General features: G+C 55.1%; 12 protein-coding genes and 1 riboswitch. Of the genes, 3 read left to right on the forward strand and 9 right to left on the reverse strand.

All coding sequences use genetic code 11. The features are described 5' to 3' along the window. Positions 1-85 precede the first annotated feature (85 nt). Genes ACO0K9_RS06805 through ACO0K9_RS06820 form a run of 4 tightly spaced genes read right to left on the reverse strand, consistent with a single transcriptional unit; the run spans position 86 to position 4745 of the window. On the reverse strand, positions 86-1270 hold the full coding sequence (locus ACO0K9_RS06805) for an enoyl-CoA hydratase/isomerase family protein (protein WP_422983111.1): 1185 nt from the start codon (positions 1268-1270) through the stop codon (positions 86-88). Continuing rightward, entirely contained in the window at positions 1267-2067 is an 801-nt protein-coding gene (locus ACO0K9_RS06810; protein WP_422983113.1) for an enoyl-CoA hydratase, read from the reverse strand. Before ACO0K9_RS06810 ends, ACO0K9_RS06805 begins: the two co-directional genes overlap by 4 nt. Next, positions 2064-3224, reverse strand: a complete 1161-nt coding sequence (locus ACO0K9_RS06815; RefSeq protein WP_422983115.1) for an acyl-CoA dehydrogenase family protein — start codon at positions 3222-3224, stop codon at positions 2064-2066. Before ACO0K9_RS06815 ends, ACO0K9_RS06810 begins: the two co-directional genes overlap by 4 nt. A 9-nt stretch (positions 3225-3233) precedes the next feature. After that, on the reverse strand, positions 3234-4745 hold the full coding sequence (locus ACO0K9_RS06820; RefSeq protein ID WP_422983117.1) for a CoA-acylating methylmalonate-semialdehyde dehydrogenase: 1512 nt from the start codon (positions 4743-4745) through the stop codon (positions 3234-3236). Between the two features lie 287 nt (positions 4746-5032). Next, positions 5033-5242, reverse strand: a riboswitch (cobalamin riboswitch). Between the two features lie 445 nt (positions 5243-5687). On the opposite strand from ACO0K9_RS06820, the gene fumC reads away from it, so the two are divergent. Beyond that, positions 5688-7094: a class II fumarate hydratase gene (gene fumC, locus ACO0K9_RS06825; protein WP_422983119.1), complete on the forward strand. Its 1407-nt coding sequence runs from the start codon at positions 5688-5690 to the stop codon at positions 7092-7094. Positions 7095-7137: 43 nt separating this feature from the next. Here fumC and ACO0K9_RS06830 read toward each other — a convergent pair whose 3' ends face one another. From ACO0K9_RS06830 to metE, 5 genes are all read right to left on the reverse strand, one after another. Then, on the reverse strand, positions 7138-7785 hold the full coding sequence (locus ACO0K9_RS06830; protein WP_422983121.1) for a PqiC family protein: 648 nt from the start codon (positions 7783-7785) through the stop codon (positions 7138-7140). Beyond that, positions 7782-9500, reverse strand: a complete 1719-nt coding sequence (locus ACO0K9_RS06835) for an intermembrane transport protein PqiB (protein ID WP_422983123.1) — start codon at positions 9498-9500, stop codon at positions 7782-7784. Before ACO0K9_RS06835 ends, ACO0K9_RS06830 begins: the two co-directional genes overlap by 4 nt. Then, complete coding sequence (locus ACO0K9_RS06840) at positions 9493-10149, reverse strand: paraquat-inducible protein A (RefSeq protein WP_422983125.1); 657 nt, start codon at positions 10147-10149, stop codon at positions 9493-9495. Before ACO0K9_RS06840 ends, ACO0K9_RS06835 begins: the two co-directional genes overlap by 8 nt. Beyond that, positions 10142-10735, reverse strand: coding sequence for a paraquat-inducible protein A (locus tag ACO0K9_RS06845; RefSeq protein ID WP_422983127.1), 594 nt, complete (start codon positions 10733-10735; stop codon positions 10142-10144). The genes ACO0K9_RS06840 and ACO0K9_RS06845 overlap by 8 nt, the downstream gene beginning before the upstream one ends. A 295-nt stretch (positions 10736-11030) precedes the next feature. After that, positions 11031-13334, reverse strand: coding sequence for a 5-methyltetrahydropteroyltriglutamate--homocysteine S-methyltransferase (gene metE / locus ACO0K9_RS06850; RefSeq protein WP_422983129.1), 2304 nt, complete (start codon positions 13332-13334; stop codon positions 11031-11033). Positions 13335-13423: 89 nt separating this feature from the next. On the opposite strand from metE, the gene ACO0K9_RS06855 reads away from it, so the two are divergent. Continuing rightward, the gene (locus ACO0K9_RS06855) at positions 13424-14347 is read left to right on the forward strand and encodes a LysR substrate-binding domain-containing protein (RefSeq protein WP_422983183.1); all 924 of its coding nucleotides are present in this window, start codon (positions 13424-13426) and stop codon (positions 14345-14347) included. A 194-nt stretch (positions 14348-14541) separates the two neighbouring features. After that, positions 14542-16812, forward strand: coding sequence for a catecholate siderophore receptor Fiu (locus ACO0K9_RS06860; protein WP_422983131.1), 2271 nt, complete (start codon positions 14542-14544; stop codon positions 16810-16812). The last annotated feature ends 546 nt before the right edge of the window (positions 16813-17358 follow it).

The raw sequence follows: 17358 nt of genomic DNA on the forward strand, positions 1-17358 counted from the left end.
CAGCATTGAAATAACGCATTCATTTATCAAAAGCCCAGTGTTGGGCTGGTAAAACGTAGCCCAACCTACGTGAGGCAAGCTAACTTCAAGCCGCCCGCTTCTGCAGTGATTCACTAGCACCCAAATCCCGCAATGGATGCTGCTCTGCCGTCCAAAGATGTGTGAAATATCGCTCACCATCCTGCGGCTGCATCTCATGCAAACTACCTGGCAACCATTGCGGTTTCTGATCCTTGTCCACAATCAAGGCCCGTATCCCTTCCGCAAAATCATGGCCTTGCGCACAGGCGAGTGCGGCGACTAACTCCATGCGGAAGATTTCTGCCAGCGACAAATGTTTGCCGCGTTCTTGCAAGGCATGTGCCAGCCATGCGGAAGTCGGGCTGCCTTTTTGCAGGTTGCTGACGGCTTTTTGCAACCATGGATGTTCTTCCTGCTGTACCGTATCGACTGCAAGTATTTGTGCGACGATGGCCGGCAGGTCAGCAGCACTGCACAGGCGATTGATGAGATCAAAGTTGGCACGCAAGGGGCCTGCGGTGTCGCTGGGCAGCGCTGAGAATTGCTGCAAGACCTGGTTGACGCGCTGATGGTTCTGGTGGGCTTGACTGCTCCACGCAGCAGCCTGCAAAGCCGCCAGCACATCTGCCTTGCTGGCATGCGGCAAGGCTACGTCTGCCAGTTTCACAAACAGTGCGTCGCTGGCATTGATACTGGCACCCGTCAATGCCAAAAACAAACCCAGCTTGCCTGGCATTCGGTTTAAAAACCAGGTACCACCTACATCGGGGAACAGGCCGATGGCAATCTCCGGCATCGCAAGACGGGATTTTTCGGTGACGACGCGGTGGCTGGCACCGGCCATCAAACCTATGCCGCCACCCATGACGATGCCATGGCCCCAGCACAAGATGGGTTTGCGGTAAGTGTGGATCTGGTAGTCGAGACGGTATTCCTGCTCAAAAAAATCCAGGGCATAGGCATTAGCAAGAAGATCGTCTTTTTTGTCGGAGGCATGATGCTCGCGCATGCTGGTATACAGGTTTTGCAAGTCGCCGCCTGCGCAAAATGCTTTGTCACCGGCGGCTTGCAACACCACCATGGCGATGCTGCTGTTTGCATCCCAGGCATGCAATTGCGTGCCCAGCAATTGCACCATTTGCTTGGACAGGGCGTTCAGGGTTTTTTCCGCATTCAGGGTGGCGATGCCTATCTGCATGCCGTTGGTTGCAGGCAGGGTGTGGAACAGGACAGGGGCGGCATCGTTCATGCATTCCTCCAGACTGGGGGGCGTTTTTCCAGGAAGGCGGTGACGCCTTCTTTTTGATCGGCGGTATCAAACAGGGCCAGGAAGGCTTCGCGCTCTTGTGGCAGCACGGTGTTCATGGGTTGCTGGCGTGCGCCCTGTATCAGTTGCTTGCAGGCCTTGACGCTGCTGGGGCTTTGCTTGCCCACTTGCTTGGCCAGCGCCAGTGCATGTTCGAGTGCAGCGCCGGTAGCGACCACTTCTTCCACCAGGCCTATGCGCAGGGCGGTGGCGGCGTCGACACGTTCACCGCACAAGATCAGGCGCTTGGCCCAGCCTTCACCGACCAGCCAGGCAAGATGTTGTGTGCCGCCAGCGCAGGGCAGCAAGCCGACGGCAGCTTCTGGCAAGGCCATCTGTGCCTGGGTTTCGGCGATGCGCAAATCGCAAGCCAGCGCACATTCCAGTCCGCCACCCATGGCATAGCCATTGATGGCCGCGATGGAAACACCGCGGAAGCGGCCCAGGGTTTCAAATGCTTCACCAAAGTGGCACGCCATGTCCAGCGCCACGGCTTTGTCGCCGTCGGCAAACAACTTCAAATCTGCGCCTGCTGAAAAGAATTTCTGGCCTGAGCCGGTGATGACTAGGCTATAGATATCTGCATCAGCATTGAGGTCGTTGACCAGTTGCGTCAAAGCCTGCAAACCGGCTGCCGTCCAGGTATTGGCGGGCGGGTTGGCCAGGGTTACCAGGGCAGTGTGACCGATGATTTCGCATTGCAGATTGGTGTAGTTAGAGTACTGAGGGTATTTGCTCATAAAAATTCCTCGCTTGCGGCTTGGTTTAACATGTGGCGGGCGACGATGACACGCATGATTTCATTCGTACCTTCAAGTATCTGGTGCACCCTGACATCGCGCAGGAAACGCTCCAGTGGGTATTCGCGTATATAGCCGTAGCCGCCGTGGATTTGCAGGGCTTCATTGCAGACGGCAAAGCCGGTGTCGGTGGCCAGGCGCTTGGCCATGGCACAATACACTGAGGCATTGTCGGCCTTGCTGTCGAGCTTGCTCGCAGCTAGCCTGACCATCTGGCGGGCTGCCACCAGTTCAGTCTGCATGTCAGCCAGTTTGAATTGCAGTACCTGGAAGTCAGACAGTTTTTTCTGGAACTGCACGCGCTCGTTCATATAGGCTTGTGCACTATTGAGTGCTGATTGCGCAGCGCCGACAGAACAGGTGGCGATGTTGATGCGCCCACCATCAAGGCCGCGCATGGCAATCCGAAAGCCTTCGCCCTCTTCACCCAGCAAGTGGTTGCGCGGTATGCGTACCTGGTCAAAATTCACGGTGCGGGTGGGCTGGCTGTTCCAGCCCATCTTGTCCTCTTTCTTGCCATAACTGATGCCGGGCAAATCAGCCGGTACGGCAAAGGCTGAGATGCCGCCTGCACCTTCGCCACCGGTGCGTGCCATGACCACCAACATATTGGTCGCACCCGCGCCCGAGATAAAGGCCTTGCTGCCATTCAGGACATAGCTGTCACCATCCAGGCGGGCACTGGTACGCAGTGATGCTGCGTCAGAACCAGAGCCTGCTTCGGTCAGGCAATACGACGCCAGTTTCTTGCCTGCGGCCAGTTTGGGCACCCATTCTTGCTGCACTTCTGGCCGGCCCCAATGCGCAATCATCCAGCTCGCCATATTGTGGATGGTGATATACGCCGTGGTAGAAGGGCAGGCGCGAGCCAGCTCTTCAAAAATGATGGCGGCATCCAGCCGCGTCAGGCCCAGCCCGCCCAGCTCTTCTGGCACATACAGTCCGCAAAATCCCAGTTCCCCGGCATGGGCGATGACGTCCAGCGGGAAGTGGGACGTGGCATCCCAATGCGCGGCTTGCGCCGCCATTTCATGGGCGGCGAAACTGCGGGCAGATTGCTGGTAGGCGCGCTGGTCTTCTGTCAATTCGAAGTCCATAGCGATTCCTTACTTGAGCGAGATGGTGGTATTCACCCTGCCAGCGCTGACGCTGTCATCAAACCAGCGTGCGGTGATGGTCTTGGTCTGGGTATAAAACTGTATAACTTGTTTGCCGTAAGGCCCCAGGTCACCGAGTTTGGATGCACGCGAACCGGTGAAAGAAAACAGTGGCACTGGCACAGGAATAGGCACATTGATACCGATCTGGCCGACATCAATATCTTCTTCAAAAGTGCGTGCCGCCGCACCAGACTGGGTGAACAGTGCCGTGCCATTGCCGTTAGGGTTGGCATTGATGATGGCGATGGCATCAGCCAGCGTATCTGCCTGCATGATGCATAGCACAGGGCCAAAGATTTCTTCTTCATACACGCGCATGCCGGGCTTGACGCCGGTGAAGACGGTAGGGCCAACGAAGTTGCCATGTTCATAGCCCGGCACTTGCGGTGCACGGCCATCCAGTACCAGGGTAGCACCTTCGGCAATGCCCTGTGCGATCAGGTTTTCTACCCGTTCCTTGGCGGTACAGGAAATGACCGGACCAATGTCGGTATTGGCTTCTGCACCGGCATTGATTTTGAGGCTGCGGGCGCGGTCCAGCAAGTCTGGCACCCACTGATTGGCTTCACCTACCAGGATAACGACGGACAGTGCCATGCAACGCTGGCCAGCCGCACCAAAGGCAGCACCGGCGAGGTTGTTCAGGGTTTGTTCTTTATTTGCATCGGGCAGGACGATGGCATGGTTCTTGGCACCCATCATGCATTGCGCACGCTTGCCCGCCAGGGTGGCGCGCTGATACACATGCGTGCCTACGCGGGTAGAGCCGACAAAGGACACCGCCTTGATATCCGGATGATCGCAAATCGCATTGACGATGTCTTCACCACCATGCACCACATTCAGCACGCCAGGTGGCACACCTGCCTGCATCGCCAGTTCAGCCAGGCGCATGGTGACCATGGGGTCTTGCTCGGATGGTTTCAGGATGAAGGTATTGCCGCAGGCAATCGCCATCGGGAACATCCACAGCGGTATCATGGCGGGGAAATTGAATGGGGTGATGCCAGCGCACACGCCTAGCGGCTGGTTCAGGGTATAAGTGTCGACACCGCTGGCAACGTTATTGGCGATTTCGCCCATTTGCAGGTTGCCGATATTGGCGGCATGCTCGACCACTTCCAGGCCGCGAAAGATATCGCCTTCGGCATCGGCCAGGGTCTTGCCCTGTTCGGCTGTCAGCAGCGCAGCCAGTTCGGTCATGTTTTCGCGTATCAGTTGCTGGTATTTCAGAAAGATGCGGGCGCGTGTGCCTATCGCTGTCTTGCGCCAGGTCTTGAAAGCGGCCTTGGCAGCATCGACTGCGGCCTGCATTTCATCCGGTGTGGTGAAGGGAACATGGGCCAGCACCTGTTGCGTGGCGGGGTTGATCACATTGCGCCACTGCGTGGTTTTGGATACAAGCAGTTCGCCATTGATCAGCAGTTTGACCTTGGGAACCTGGGTAAGAGTAGTCATGATGCTTTCCTGAACCTTCCTGATTATGCACGGACAGACGGCGGGCTTTGCCCGCAACAACTGCCGCACTGATGCCTGAAAACAGGATAGCCGCTACATGCAGAAACCTGCCGTAGCAACGATCCTGACCATGGATATGCACCGTGTGGACGCACACCCGCCACGCACCTTCCGTACGTGACCAGACCTTGGGAAAAAACAGTAAAGAGCAATGTTGAATACACGCGCACCCGCACGCCATGATGACGTGCCCATGCAGTGTTTCAAACACAGCCTTCCGCAGTGTTTTTCTCAGCGATCAACAGGCCGGTATCCGGGCTTGCAAGTCTTGTTACATCGCCTTCCCAGTCATGCATGACCAGTGGCGTGGTTGATGTAACCGCACTCGCTTACCGTTGCGGAGGCAGCAGGGGCTTGAAACCTGCTTACGATCTTAAGCGCGAGCGCAATTTGTATTGATGCGGGATTCATGCGCTGCTCAAAATGCTCATGTACTACAAGTACATTCCGCTTTTTGCGCGGCGTTTTTGTTACCCTTACCCCGCTGACGCTCGCTCGCTACAGATCGTAAACACGTTTTTAGGTCTTGATACCAACTGTCATTCGTTAATGACAGCGATCAGGACGACCACTTTCCCGTTTAACACAGCCCAAGAAATTGGGATGTGCACCTGTTATTTTTAGAATAGCATAAGACTTGACGTTTACGTAAACGTAAATACGTAGGTATGCATGAAAAAAATTCAACGATGCCACGGCCTTGTGAATTTGCTTAAAGTTGCCAATGAGTAAAAAGCAGGTTTGATTCAGATTGCGTATCATGAAAGCTATGGGTGCTTGCCAACACGCAGTAAGTACCGTCTACCCAACGCCCGCCGCGCCTGACCTGATCGGTGAAAGATGCCAGATATGGCGAGCGTGCCATCAACCAGGAAAACAGCAATGACCAGTCAGCATAGCCAAGACAATACCGACAACAGGATGGAACGCGATACCTTTGGTGAAATCGCCGTACCTGCAAAAGCATTATGGGGCGCACAAACCCAGCGTTCACTACATCACTTTGCCATCTCTACTGAAAAGATGCCGGATGCGCTGGTGCTGGCGCTGGCACGTGTGAAGCGCAGTTGTGCCATCGTGAACCGTGACCTTGGTTTGCTGGATGCCAGATTCGCCGATGCCATCGTCAGCGCTGCTGACGAGGTGCTGGCTGGCGCGCATCCGCATGCCTTCCCGCTGTCGGTGTGGCAGACCGGTTCCGGCACACAAAGCAATATGAACATGAATGAAGTACTGGCCAATCGCGCTTCTGAATTATTGGGTGGTAGCCGTGGCATGAGTCGCCTGGTGCATCCGAATGATCAGGTGAATATGGGGCAGTCATCGAATGACGTCTTTCCCACCGCCATGTATGTGGCAGCCTGCCTGACGGTAACGCAGTCACTGTTGCCAGCGCTGCAGCAACTGCGCACTTCGCTGACCGCCAAGGTGGCAGAATTTGCCGACATCGTTAAAATTGGCCGCACCCATTTACAGGATGCGACACCACTGACACTGGGGCAGGAAGTCTCTGGCTGGGTGGCGCAACTTGTCCATGCAGAGCAGGCTATCAGTCTCGGTCTGCCGGCTTTGCAGGAACTGGCCATCGGCGGCACGGCCGTTGGTACCGGCCTGAATACCCATGCGGAATTTGGCCAGCGCGTTGCCGCCAGCCTGGCGCAAGACACAGGCATAGGCTTTGTCGCCGCCCCCAATCGTTTTGCAGCGCTGGCTGCCCACGATGCCATGGTCAGCTCGCACGGTGCATTGAAGACGCTGGCGGTGGCCTTGATGAAAATCGCCAATGACATACGCTGGCTGGCTTCCGGCCCCCGTTCCGGCCTGGGTGAATTGCAGATACCGGAAAACGAACCCGGCAGCTCCATTATGCCGGGCAAGGTCAATCCTACCCAGTGCGAAGCGGTGACCATGGTGTGTTGCCAGGTCATGGGCAATGACGTGGCCCTGAGCATAGGTGGTGCTGCAGGCAATTTTGAATTGAATGTATTCAAGCCGCTTATCGTGCACAATTTCTTGCAGAGTACCCGTCTGCTGGCCGATGCCATGGCTAGCCTGGATCAGCATTGCGTACAGGGCATGCAGGCAAATCGCCAGCGCATCACTGAGCTATTGAATAATTCACTGATGCTGGTGACTGCGCTTAACCCGCATATAGGCTATGACAAATCGGCGGCAATCGCCAAATACGCGCATCATCACCAGACAACCTTGCGTGAAGCTGCATTGACGCTGGGTCATGTCACGGCGGAAGAATTTGATGCATGGGTCAGGCCCGAAGACATGGTGTGAATACCTTGCGGGCAGAAATGCTTAAACACTCCGCAGCTTGGTATTAAGAACCGCCAGTTGAGGATTTGCGTACGCCTTGCACACTCGCTCCCACTTGCTCCGCCAGTTGCTGTGCGGCCTCGGACATTGCCGGTGCTACGGCTTCATACGCAGGGCTATTCAAACGAACAGTGAAGACCTTGTGATCACGCTTGAGCAGTTTGCGGCTGTGGTCCAGTACGACCCAGCTTGCTTCGAGAGTGAGCTGGTTGCCGCTGTAGATGAGTAGCTGGTCGATTTGAACCTTGACAAGGTAGCGGGGCAGGGTGCTGGATGGGTTTGCCGATATGCCTGTATTGATGCCAGCGCTGATGCCGGTGTCGGACGACAGCCAGGCGTCTGGCAGGCGGGTGCGCAGATGAGCGATGAGGGACAGGGTGAGCTGTTCGTCGAGCGGGGCTATCCAGCGTTGTTCGTCAGAGATGAGGGATTCTGTGGCCGACTTTTGGATGACCAGTTGCGGGCGATGGACAGCTTCTGGCAATTTGACGGTGGCGATGAGAACTTCATACTGCGGCTCGGTCTGGCTGCTGGCTGTTTGTGGGTAGTCGAGGTGATAGAGATGCTCGACGGGTGGGGTGGCACAGGCTGCAAGCAAAAGGCTGAGCAAGGTAAGTGCGGCCAGCGGCACAAATTTTATGGTTCGCATCATGGTTTTACCTTTTGTTTGCCAAACACCAGGGCGTCGGGGTGGCGTTCCAGCATGTCGGCCAGGTTGGCGACAGCGCGGGCGGACTTGGCGACTTGCTTCAATGATTCGCGCATGTCTTGCTGCAGGGGCGCGTCTTCTGCCAGCAGGGTATTGGCACTGTTGAGAGTGCCGCGCGCTTCCTTGAGGGTAGAGGTCAGTTCAGGCGTGACTTCAACATCAAGGCGGCGCACCAGTTTTTCTGTGCTGGCAAGGGTGGTGTTGAGCTTGCTTAAGGCTTGCACCAGTTCGGCAGATATTTTGTCGAAAGGCAGTTTGTCTATCTTTCTGGCGATGCGGCCCACGGTGTCCTGGATTTCGCCCAGGCCGCCGCCGACGGTGGGCAATACCGGGTAGTCGGTGCGCCAGTCCATTTTTGCCTGGGGAGCATCGGGGAAGAAGTCGAGGGCGATATACAATTGCCCGGTCAGCAGGTTGCCACTGCGTAACTGGCCGCGCAAGCCGCGTGAGATCAGGTGTTCCAGCAGCGATCTCTCTTTGGCTTCGGTCGCATCGTCAGGCAGGCGGGCACCTGAGCGGACCCGGGATTTGAGGCGGTCCGGGTAGAGGCTGACTTCAACCGGGAAGCGTGGCAGGCGGCCATTCTCGGCAAATTCAACACCCAGGGATTTGACTTCGCCAATGACGATGCCGCGCAAGTCGACAGGTGCGCCTTTTGACAGGCCGCGCAGGCTTTCAGGGAAATACATGAGGAAGTTGCGTACCTTGGTATCTGGTGCACGCATGGCATGTTCGCGGTCTTCAAACAGGGAAAAGACGCTGCCTTCAAAGGCGGATTTGCCGCCGGGCAGGGCGTCGTCATGTTCCTGGAAGGCCAGGCCGCCGTCGATCAGGGATGTCAGCGATTCTGTGGTGACGCGCAGGCCGTTGGCGTCTAGCTGCATGTCGATGCCGCTGGCATGCCAGAAACGGGTATCGGCAGTCACATATTGGTCATACGGTGCATCGATGAAGACGCGGATGGTGACGCCCTTGCCATCGCGGTCCAGCTGGAACTTGGTGACATGGCCGGCATTGATATGGCGGAAGAAAATGGGTGAGCCATAATTGACCGAACCGGTCTGCGCGCCATGCAAGACAAACTCGCGGCCTGGCGTATCGCGGTTGACCAGGGGTGGTTCTTCCAGACCGGTAAATTCATTGGTGGTCTCAGTGGCTGTGCCGACATCGACACTGATGTAATTGCCGGACAAGAGTGTGGAAAGGCCAGAGACCGAGCCGCCAGAGATGCGCGGTTTGACGATGAAAAAGCGGGTGTCGGTGGCCAGAATATCGGCAGCACTCTTGATCAACTGAGCCGTCACCAGCACCCGCTGGCGGTCCGGCGACAGCGCAATGGCCTTGACATGGCCGACATCGACGTCTTTGTAGCGCAGCTTGGTTTTGCCCGCTTCCATCCCTTCTGCCGATTTAAATGTGATGGTGATGACCGGCCCCTGGCTGGTAACGCTTTGCACCACCAGCCAGATACCGATGAGGGCCGCAATGACCGGTACGGCCCAGACGAAGGAGGGCATGCGCCGCCGTGGTTTAACCTTGACCACCGGCACTACGGCGTCGACTGCAGTGACCGTATCAAGGGTTTCAACAGTCCCGGCGGTTTCCCTGGCTTGGTCCACAGCAGGCGTGCCGGGATTTTCTGAAGTCGGATCACTCATGCGTCTTTGTTATCCAGATTAAACGTGAATCAAAGCTTTGTGCCGACAACATCGTCAACACCACTACAGCACCAAAAGCCAGCACACCGCCGCCAGGGTGTATCGCCGCCAGCGACTGAAACTGCACCAGCGCCACCAGTACCGTCACCACATACACATCCAGCATCGACCAGCGACCGACGGCTTCTATCATGCGAAACAACTGGGTACGCTGCAAAGGGTTCCAGCTGGATTTTTTCCAGCAGGTGAACAGCAGCAGGCTGATGGAAAACAGCTTGAGCAAGGGTACGACGATGCTGGCAAAGAACACCAGCAGCGCCAGGGGCCACGAACCTGTGTTCAATAACACCAGCACGCCACTCATGATCGTGTCATCCTGTGCACCAAAGATGGTATTGGTATGCATGACGGGCAAGAGATTGGCTGGTATATACAATATCATTGCGGCGACCAGGTAGGCCAGCGATTTGGTCAGGCTGTCTTTATGACGCAAATGCAGAGATGCACCACAATTGGGGCAGTGGGTGGCTGCCTGATCATGGGTGCAGCACAGGGTTTCGCAAATATCGCAACTGATGAGCCCGGTGGCTGCACCTGTCTGGCCCGCCAGGCCAGCAGCGGGGATGTGGCGGTATTCATGCTCAGACATGCTTCACCCTGGCGTTTGCCCTGGCGCGCCTGGCCGCACGCGCCCATAGCCACAGATTGCGCGGGGTGAGTACCGATGTCAGCGCCGCCGTGATGAAAATCAGACCGGCGCAAGACCACAGGGCAGGGCCGATGACGATATCGGCCATGTGTTGCAACTTGACCAGGGACACCAGCAGGCCCAGCATGAAGATTTCGACCATGCTCCAGGGCCGCAGGCTTTGCAGGGCACGCAAGGGCGCACCCAGCGCCTGGCTGGCGTCACCAAACCTGAGTATGCACAAGAGGTAGATGGCAAGCGATATCTGCAATGCCGGTGCCAGCACGGTAGTAATGATGACCAGCAAGGACAGCAGATGCATGCCGTCATTCCACATGGCCAGGGCAGCATGCAGCAAGGTGGTGTCGCGCGTCACTTGCTGGACCTTGAGGGCAAGCAGGGGAAAGCAGTTAAGCAGCAGCAACAAGATCACCGAGGTAACGGCCAGCGCCAGCGCCATATCCAGGCTGGCGCTGCCATTTCTGTATAGCGTAGCACGGCAACGCGGGCAGCTTGCTGCCTCACCTCTTGCCAGCGCTGCATCCATGCAGATCAGGTCGCACTCATGGCAAACAATAAATTTGTTGGCAGCACTAATGGGAAATCACTTTCAGAGGAAAATGGCGCAGAAATACCCAGTTTATCCAAATTTTTCCATTAATCATAGAAAATTGGATAAATGCTGCCATACCCTGATAGCTTGCGTTTTTTTTTTGTCTGTTGCGGACTTATAAATCCTAAACACCATTTAGTCTTATTCTGGAGCACAAGGCAGAAGGCCCATCTTCACTGTGAAATGAAGATGGGCCCGCGTTTCAATTCAAATCAATTGTAAAAAGCGATCAGCAGCAATCCTGATGTTCTTCATCGTCTGCTGCCACCGTGGCGCGCAGCAGTTTGGCTGCCTGCACCATGTGTTCCAGGGCGGCGATGGTTTCTGGCCAGTCGCGGGTTTTCAGACCGCAATCCGGGTTGACCCAAAGGCGCGCATCGGGGATCACGCTACGGGCTTTTTGCAACAGCCTTTGCATTTCACTGACCTTGGGCACACGGGGTGAATGGATGTCGTACACGCCTGGGCCGATATCATTCGGGTAAGCAAATTCACCGAAACCATCCAGTAATTCCATGTCTGAACGTGAGGTTTCTATGGTGATGACGTCGGCATCCATGGCTGCAATCCACGGCAGGATGTCATTGAATTCCGAATAACACATATGGGTATGGATCTGCGTGTCGTCATTCACACCCGCAGAGCTCAGCTTGAAGGCACGCACGGCCCAATCCAGATAGGCGGCCCAGTCTTGCTGCTTCAAAGGCAGGCCTTCGCGGAAGGCAGGTTCATCAATCTGTATCATGCCTATGCCGGCTTTTTCCAGGTCGCGGACTTCATCACGCAAGGCCAGCGCGATTTGCAGTGCAGTCGTTTCCCGTGGCTGGTCATCCCGCACGAAAGACCATTGCAGCATGGTGACGGGGCCGGTCAGCATACCCTTCATCGGTTTTTCGGTCAGGCTTTGGGCGTATTCGCTCCAGGTGACGGTCATGGCTTCGGGCCGGTACACGTCGCCGTAGATGAAGGGCGGTTTGACGCAGCGTGAACCATAGCTCTGTACCCAGCCATTCAGCGTAAAGCCATAGCCCCACAACTGCTCACCGAAATATTCCACCATGTCATTGCGTTCCGGTTCGCCATGCACCAGCACGTCGATATCGAGTTTTTCCTGCTGTTCGACCACATGGCGTATTTCTGCGCGCATGGCTTCCAGATAATCCAGATGCGTCAGCTCGCCACGCTTGTAGGCTGCACGTGCCTGACGTATGGTTTTGGTTTGTGGGAAAGATCCTATGCTGGTCGTCGGAAACTGTGGCAGGGCAAAGCGTTGCTGCTGCGCGCGTATGCGTTCGGCAAACTGGCTATGACGTTCTGCATCCTGGGCGGTGACATCTTCCAGGCGTTTTTGCACGATGGGATTATGGATGCGTACCGACTGGCGACGGCTTGCTATGGCCTGGTCTGCCAGCGAAAATTCTTGCGCGACAGCGGCGGCATGGCCATTCAGGGCTTGTTTCAGCGCCGCTACTTCATGCAGTTTTTGGGTGGCAAAAGCCAACCAGCTGCGGGTTTCTTCATCGAGGGCTGTCTCTGCTGCCAGATCGACCGGTACATGCAGCAAGGAGCAACTGGGGGCCAGCCACAACTGTTCCCCCAGCTTTTCCTGTGCCGCATGTAAACTTACTGCCAGCGCAGACAGATCTGCACGCCAGATATTGCGCCCGTCTATCACGCCAGCCGACAGGACACGACCCTGTGGCCAATTCTGCAGCAGGCTGTCCAGCTGTTGCGGTGCGCGCACCAGGTCCAGATGGACCCCAGCTACCGGCAGCGATTGCAGCAAGGCAGCGCGGTCCTGCACTGTTTCAAAATAGCTTGCCAACAGGATTTTTGGAGATTGCTGGACCAGTGCATGGTAAGCAAAGACAAAGGCATCCAGCCATGCCGCATCCAGATCGAGTGTCAGTATAGGTTCGTCAATTTGTACCCAGTCCAGCCCTTGTTCTTGCAGGCGTGCCAGCAGACGTTGATACGCCGGGATGATTTTTGGCAGCAGATCCAGTTTGTGTGTCAGGCCGCTTTTGATCTTGCCAAGGTAGAGCAAAGTCAAAGGTCCGACCAGGGTGACTTTGCCGGTATGGCCCTGTGCCTGTGCTTCTGCCAGTTCTTCAAACAGCCAGTCCACGCCACCATTGAAGCTGGTGTCTGCAGTCCATTCCGGCACCAGATAATGGTAATTGGTGTCAAACCACTTCGTCATTTCCATCGCAAAATGCTGGGGGTTACCACGTGCGGCGACATAGTAGTCGGCCAGGGACAATGCTTTGGCATCGAAACCAAAGCGGCCTGGCAGGGCACCCAGCAAGGCCAGTGTATTCAAGACCTGGTCATACCAGGCAAAGTCACCGACGCTGACAAAATCCAGGCCTGCCTGTTTTTGCAAGGCCCAGTGGCGCGAGCGCAATTCGCTGCCGGTTTCACGCAGGGTGGATTCGGTAGTATCGCCGCGCCAGAAAGCTTCCTGGGCGAACTTCAATTCTCTTTGGGCACCGATACGTGGGAAGCCCAGGGTGTGTGCAGTAGTTGTCATTTCATTCTCCTATCTTAGTTAATCTATGATGGGTTAGAATTAACTATGATTCAAACGACATATTTTAAGAATTAACTTGAATTTCATTCATAATGCAATCCATACTAGAACTGCGTCACCTGAAAACCCTGCTTGCGCTGCGTGAATCCGGCAATTTGCTGCGGGCTGCCGTCTTGCTGAATGTCACCCAGTCGGCACTATCGCACCAGATCAAATTGCTGGAAGAGCATCATGGCATGCCGCTGTTTGAACGCAAGACTACGCCGATACGCTTTACTCCGGCAGGTGAGCGCTTGCTACAGTTGGCCGACAGTGTTCTGCCGCAAGTCGCGAATTGTGAGCGCGACCTGGCGCGGCTGGCCCAGGGCGTGGCCGGGCAATTGCGCATCGCGGTCGAATGTCATACCTGTTTTGACTGGCTGATGCCGGCCATGGATGTATTTCGTCAGCGCTGGCCCGAGGTGGAGCTGGACATCGTTTCCGGCTTCCAGGCCGACCCCGTTGGCTTGTTGTACAGCCATAAGGCAGATGTGGCCATCGTGTCCGAAATGGATGGCGATGAAAGCGTGGCCTACCATCCGCTGTTTCGTTTCGAGATTGTGGCGCTGGTCGCCAAAGACCATGCGCTGGCCAAGCGTGATTATCTGGTGGCGCAGGATTTTGCGACCGATACCCTGATCACCTATCCGGTACCGGATGACATGCTGGACGTGGTGCGCCAGGTCTTGAAGCCTGCCGGCGTCGATACCGCACGCCGTACCACGGAACTGACCGTCGCCATGCTGCAGCTAGTGGCCAGCAAGCGCGGTATTGCCACCTTGCCGGTATGGGCCGCACAAAACTATGTGAACCGCGATTATGTACTGCCCAAGCGCATTACTGCCGACGGCCTGACTGGCAGACTGTATGCAGCCTGTTTGCCGGATTTGTCAGACAAGGCTTACCTCAGCGACTTTGTGACGACCATTCGTGAAAGCAGTTACCTGAATTTGCAAAGTATAGAGCTCATCTGACAGCTTGCGGGGCTGCGCAGACGCAGTATGAGTGCAGGTATGCCAGTAAATATGAATGATAATAAGAACGATTCTCGTTTACATATTGTTTCTGACTTGTTACAATCCGGCATCGATCTTTTCACTATCTCACCTCAGCCATTCCTCAAAGAAAAGCCAGCGGTTTTATTTTTAATTTTTCCTGAGGAAATGTCATGGCCTATATCAAGAGCCGCAAGCATCATCACGCGCGTTTTAATCATACGGTGACGGCAGCTGCCGCCGCTTTCTTGTTGCCGATCGCTGCCCAGGCGGCTGACCCTGCCCTGCCTGACGTCAAGGTGACGGCAAAGACAGAAAATGATTTCAAGGCGGATAAGGCTTCTTCTCCCAAATATACGCAGCCTTTGGTGGATACGACGCAGACCATTACCGTCATCAAGCGCGAGCTGATTGATCAGCAGGGCGCATTGACACTGACAGATGCCTTGCGCAACACGCCAGGCGTCGGCGCGTTTTTCCTGGGTGAAAACGGCAGCACCAGCACTGGTGATGCAATCTACATGCGTGGTTTTGACACATCCAGCAGCATTTACGTAGATGGCGTGCGTGACCTGGGTTCCATTTCCCGCGATCTGTTCAACATCGAACAGATCGACGTGCTGAAAGGCCCGGCCGGTACCGATGGTGGCCGTGGTGCGCCTACAGGTTCAGTCAACCTGATCAGCAAGCAAGCCACCATGGAAGATGCAATCTTTGGTTCGGCCACAGTAGGCAGCGGTAGCCAGAAGCGTGTCACTGCCGACCTGAACCGGGTCATCAGTGCTGATCAGGGTTCGGCGTTCCGCCTGAATCTGGTGGATCAGGACAGTGGAGTGCCTGGACGTAATGAAGTCCACAATAAGCGCTGGGGCATCGCACCATCGTTTGCATTTGGCTTGAACTCACCTACCCGTTTTTACCTGAATTACCTGCACGTACAGCAAGACAATGTACCGGATGGTGGCGTACCTACCATCGGCCTGCCTGGCTATAGCAGCCCGGACCCGAAACGTCCTTTCCTGTCTACTGCACCGAAAGTCGATCCAAAGAATTTTTATGGCTCGGTCAATGACTTCGACAAAGTCACCGCAGACATGCTGACCTTGCGCGTCGAACATGATTTCAGCGACAAGGTAAAACTGATCAATACAGCCCGCTTTGGCAAAACCACGCAACATTATCTGTTGACTTCATTCATGGGATCGACCGCGAATCTGCTGACACCATCGACCACGGATCTGTCTACCTGGACGCTGGCACGCGGCACGCGTACCCTGAAAGATCAGGAAAATGAAATCCTGACCAACCAGACCAACCTGGTGGCCGACGTGGAACTGGGCGGTCTCAAACACAGCCTGCTGGGTGGTGTGGAACTGACGAATGAAAAACAGAATACCTGGGGCAATGATGGCCTGGGTACGCTGCCGGCAGCGAATTTTTACAAGCCTGATCCTAACGACAAGGTGACAGGTTTGAATCCGGTGCGTAACAGCGTGTTCACACGTGGCGCAACCAGCACCGTCAGTGCCTATGTATTTGACACCATCAAGTTCAGCCCGGAATGGCAGGTCAATGCCGGTGTGCGCGTTGATCATTACAGCACAGACTATTCTGCCGCCAGCCTGTCCACCGCCACCAGTAATCCGACGCTGCCGGTAGGTACGCTGGTGCCAACCAACCTGAATATGGCCGGCAACCTGGTCAACGTCAAACTGGGCGCCTTGTACAAGCCTACCAAAGACAGCAGTATCTATGCTTCTTACTCGACATCGAAACAACCGCCAGGGGGTTCCAACTTTGCATTGAGCGCATCGGCCAGCAGTGCGGCCAATCCGAAGTTTGATCCGCAAGAAACCAAAAATGCCGAAATCGGCACCAAGTGGGATTTGCTGGAACAAAAACTGTCATTCACAGCCGCGATCTATCGTACCGAAGTATCAAATGAAGTCGTACAAAACCTGACTGACCTGTTGTATTACCAGACTGGTAAAAAACGCGTGCAGGGTATCGAACTGGGTGTGACAGGTGCCATCAACCGTAATTGGCTGGTCAGCGCTGGCTATGCCAGAATGGATACCAGTGTTGAAAGCGGCCCGCTGGTGACAGCCAGCGGTATCAACAATCTGTCGTACACACCAAAACAAAGCTTCACGGCATGGACTTCGTATCAGCTGCCTATGGGCCTGAAACTGGGTGGCGGCGCACGTTTTGTGGATGCCTTGTTGCGCGGTACGGATGGTGCAGTCGGCACACCGGCTTCGACTGAAGCCTATTGGGTATTCGATGCCATGGCCAGCTATGCCGTCAACAAAAACCTGGACCTGCAGTTGAATATCAATAATATCGCAGACAAAGCCTATGTGGCAGCCATCAACAAGAGTGGTTATCGTTACACACCAGGTACACCACGCGCCGTCAACCTGACCGCGAATGTGAAGTTCTGATGAGATCAAGTCAGTAATACCGAGCACTGACTATTAATCACTATTAATCGCCTGAGCCCCTCCTGATGCCGGACGGGTTTTTTTATGGTCCTCAGCGCCAAGAAAAAAACAAATAAAAAGGGACTGTGACTTAAACAAGTGACAGTCTCTTTTGTCATGAATGCAGACAGGTCATCGCCTGACTGGCTTTGCCTGTTAGAGCGAGACGGAGCCTGCTCAAAGAAAGGAAAACGAGCCGGTTCAAAAGAGCATTGCATGTTATTTGGCATTGTCTATATCATTTGGTTTGTGTGGCGAAGTATAGGTTTCGGATATTGAGTGGACCGATAGGTTGACAGGCTAATAACTATAAATGAGACTTATTAAAATTTGTAGTAACATCGGTTTTTTCTTTTATTCGTAGCTGGGAAGCAAGTTGGTTGTGTCTGTTGATCTTTCCTTGTGCCATGAATTCCATGTGTTTTCTCATGGGGTTCACCTCTTCTTTCATTGACGCTTGTATTCATGGCAGGCAAAGTCGGGATGCTGTGATGAGGCATCATCTGT

Source organism: Undibacterium sp. Ji50W, assembly GCF_049340445.1.
Lineage (GTDB): Bacteria > Pseudomonadota > Gammaproteobacteria > Burkholderiales > Burkholderiaceae_D > Undibacterium.

Bases quoted from the DNA above. Each gene is read 5' to 3' on its own strand.
- ACO0K9_RS06805 (WP_422983111.1), bottom strand. From the start codon at position 1,270: ATGAACGATGCCGCCCCTGTCCTGTTCCACACCCTGCCTGCAACCAAC.
- ACO0K9_RS06860 (WP_422983131.1), top strand. From the start codon at position 14,542: ATGGCCTATATCAAGAGCCGCAAGCATCATCACGCGCGTTTTAATCAT.
- ACO0K9_RS06835 (WP_422983123.1), bottom strand. From the start codon at position 9,500: ATGAGTGATCCGACTTCAGAAAATCCCGGCACGCCTGCTGTGGACCAA.
- fumC (WP_422983119.1), top strand. From the start codon at position 5,688: ATGACCAGTCAGCATAGCCAAGACAATACCGACAACAGGATGGAACGC.
- ACO0K9_RS06815 (WP_422983115.1), bottom strand. From the start codon at position 3,224: ATGGACTTCGAATTGACAGAAGACCAGCGCGCCTACCAGCAATCTGCC.
- ACO0K9_RS06810 (WP_422983113.1), bottom strand. From the start codon at position 2,067: ATGAGCAAATACCCTCAGTACTCTAACTACACCAATCTGCAATGCGAA.
- ACO0K9_RS06830 (WP_422983121.1), bottom strand. From the start codon at position 7,785: ATGATGCGAACCATAAAATTTGTGCCGCTGGCCGCACTTACCTTGCTC.
- ACO0K9_RS06840 (WP_422983125.1), bottom strand. From the start codon at position 10,149: ATGTCTGAGCATGAATACCGCCACATCCCCGCTGCTGGCCTGGCGGGC.
- ACO0K9_RS06820 (WP_422983117.1), bottom strand. From the start codon at position 4,745: ATGACTACTCTTACCCAGGTTCCCAAGGTCAAACTGCTGATCAATGGC.
- ACO0K9_RS06845 (WP_422983127.1), bottom strand. From the start codon at position 10,735: ATGGATGCAGCGCTGGCAAGAGGTGAGGCAGCAAGCTGCCCGCGTTGC.
- metE (WP_422983129.1), bottom strand. From the start codon at position 13,334: ATGACAACTACTGCACACACCCTGGGCTTCCCACGTATCGGTGCCCAA.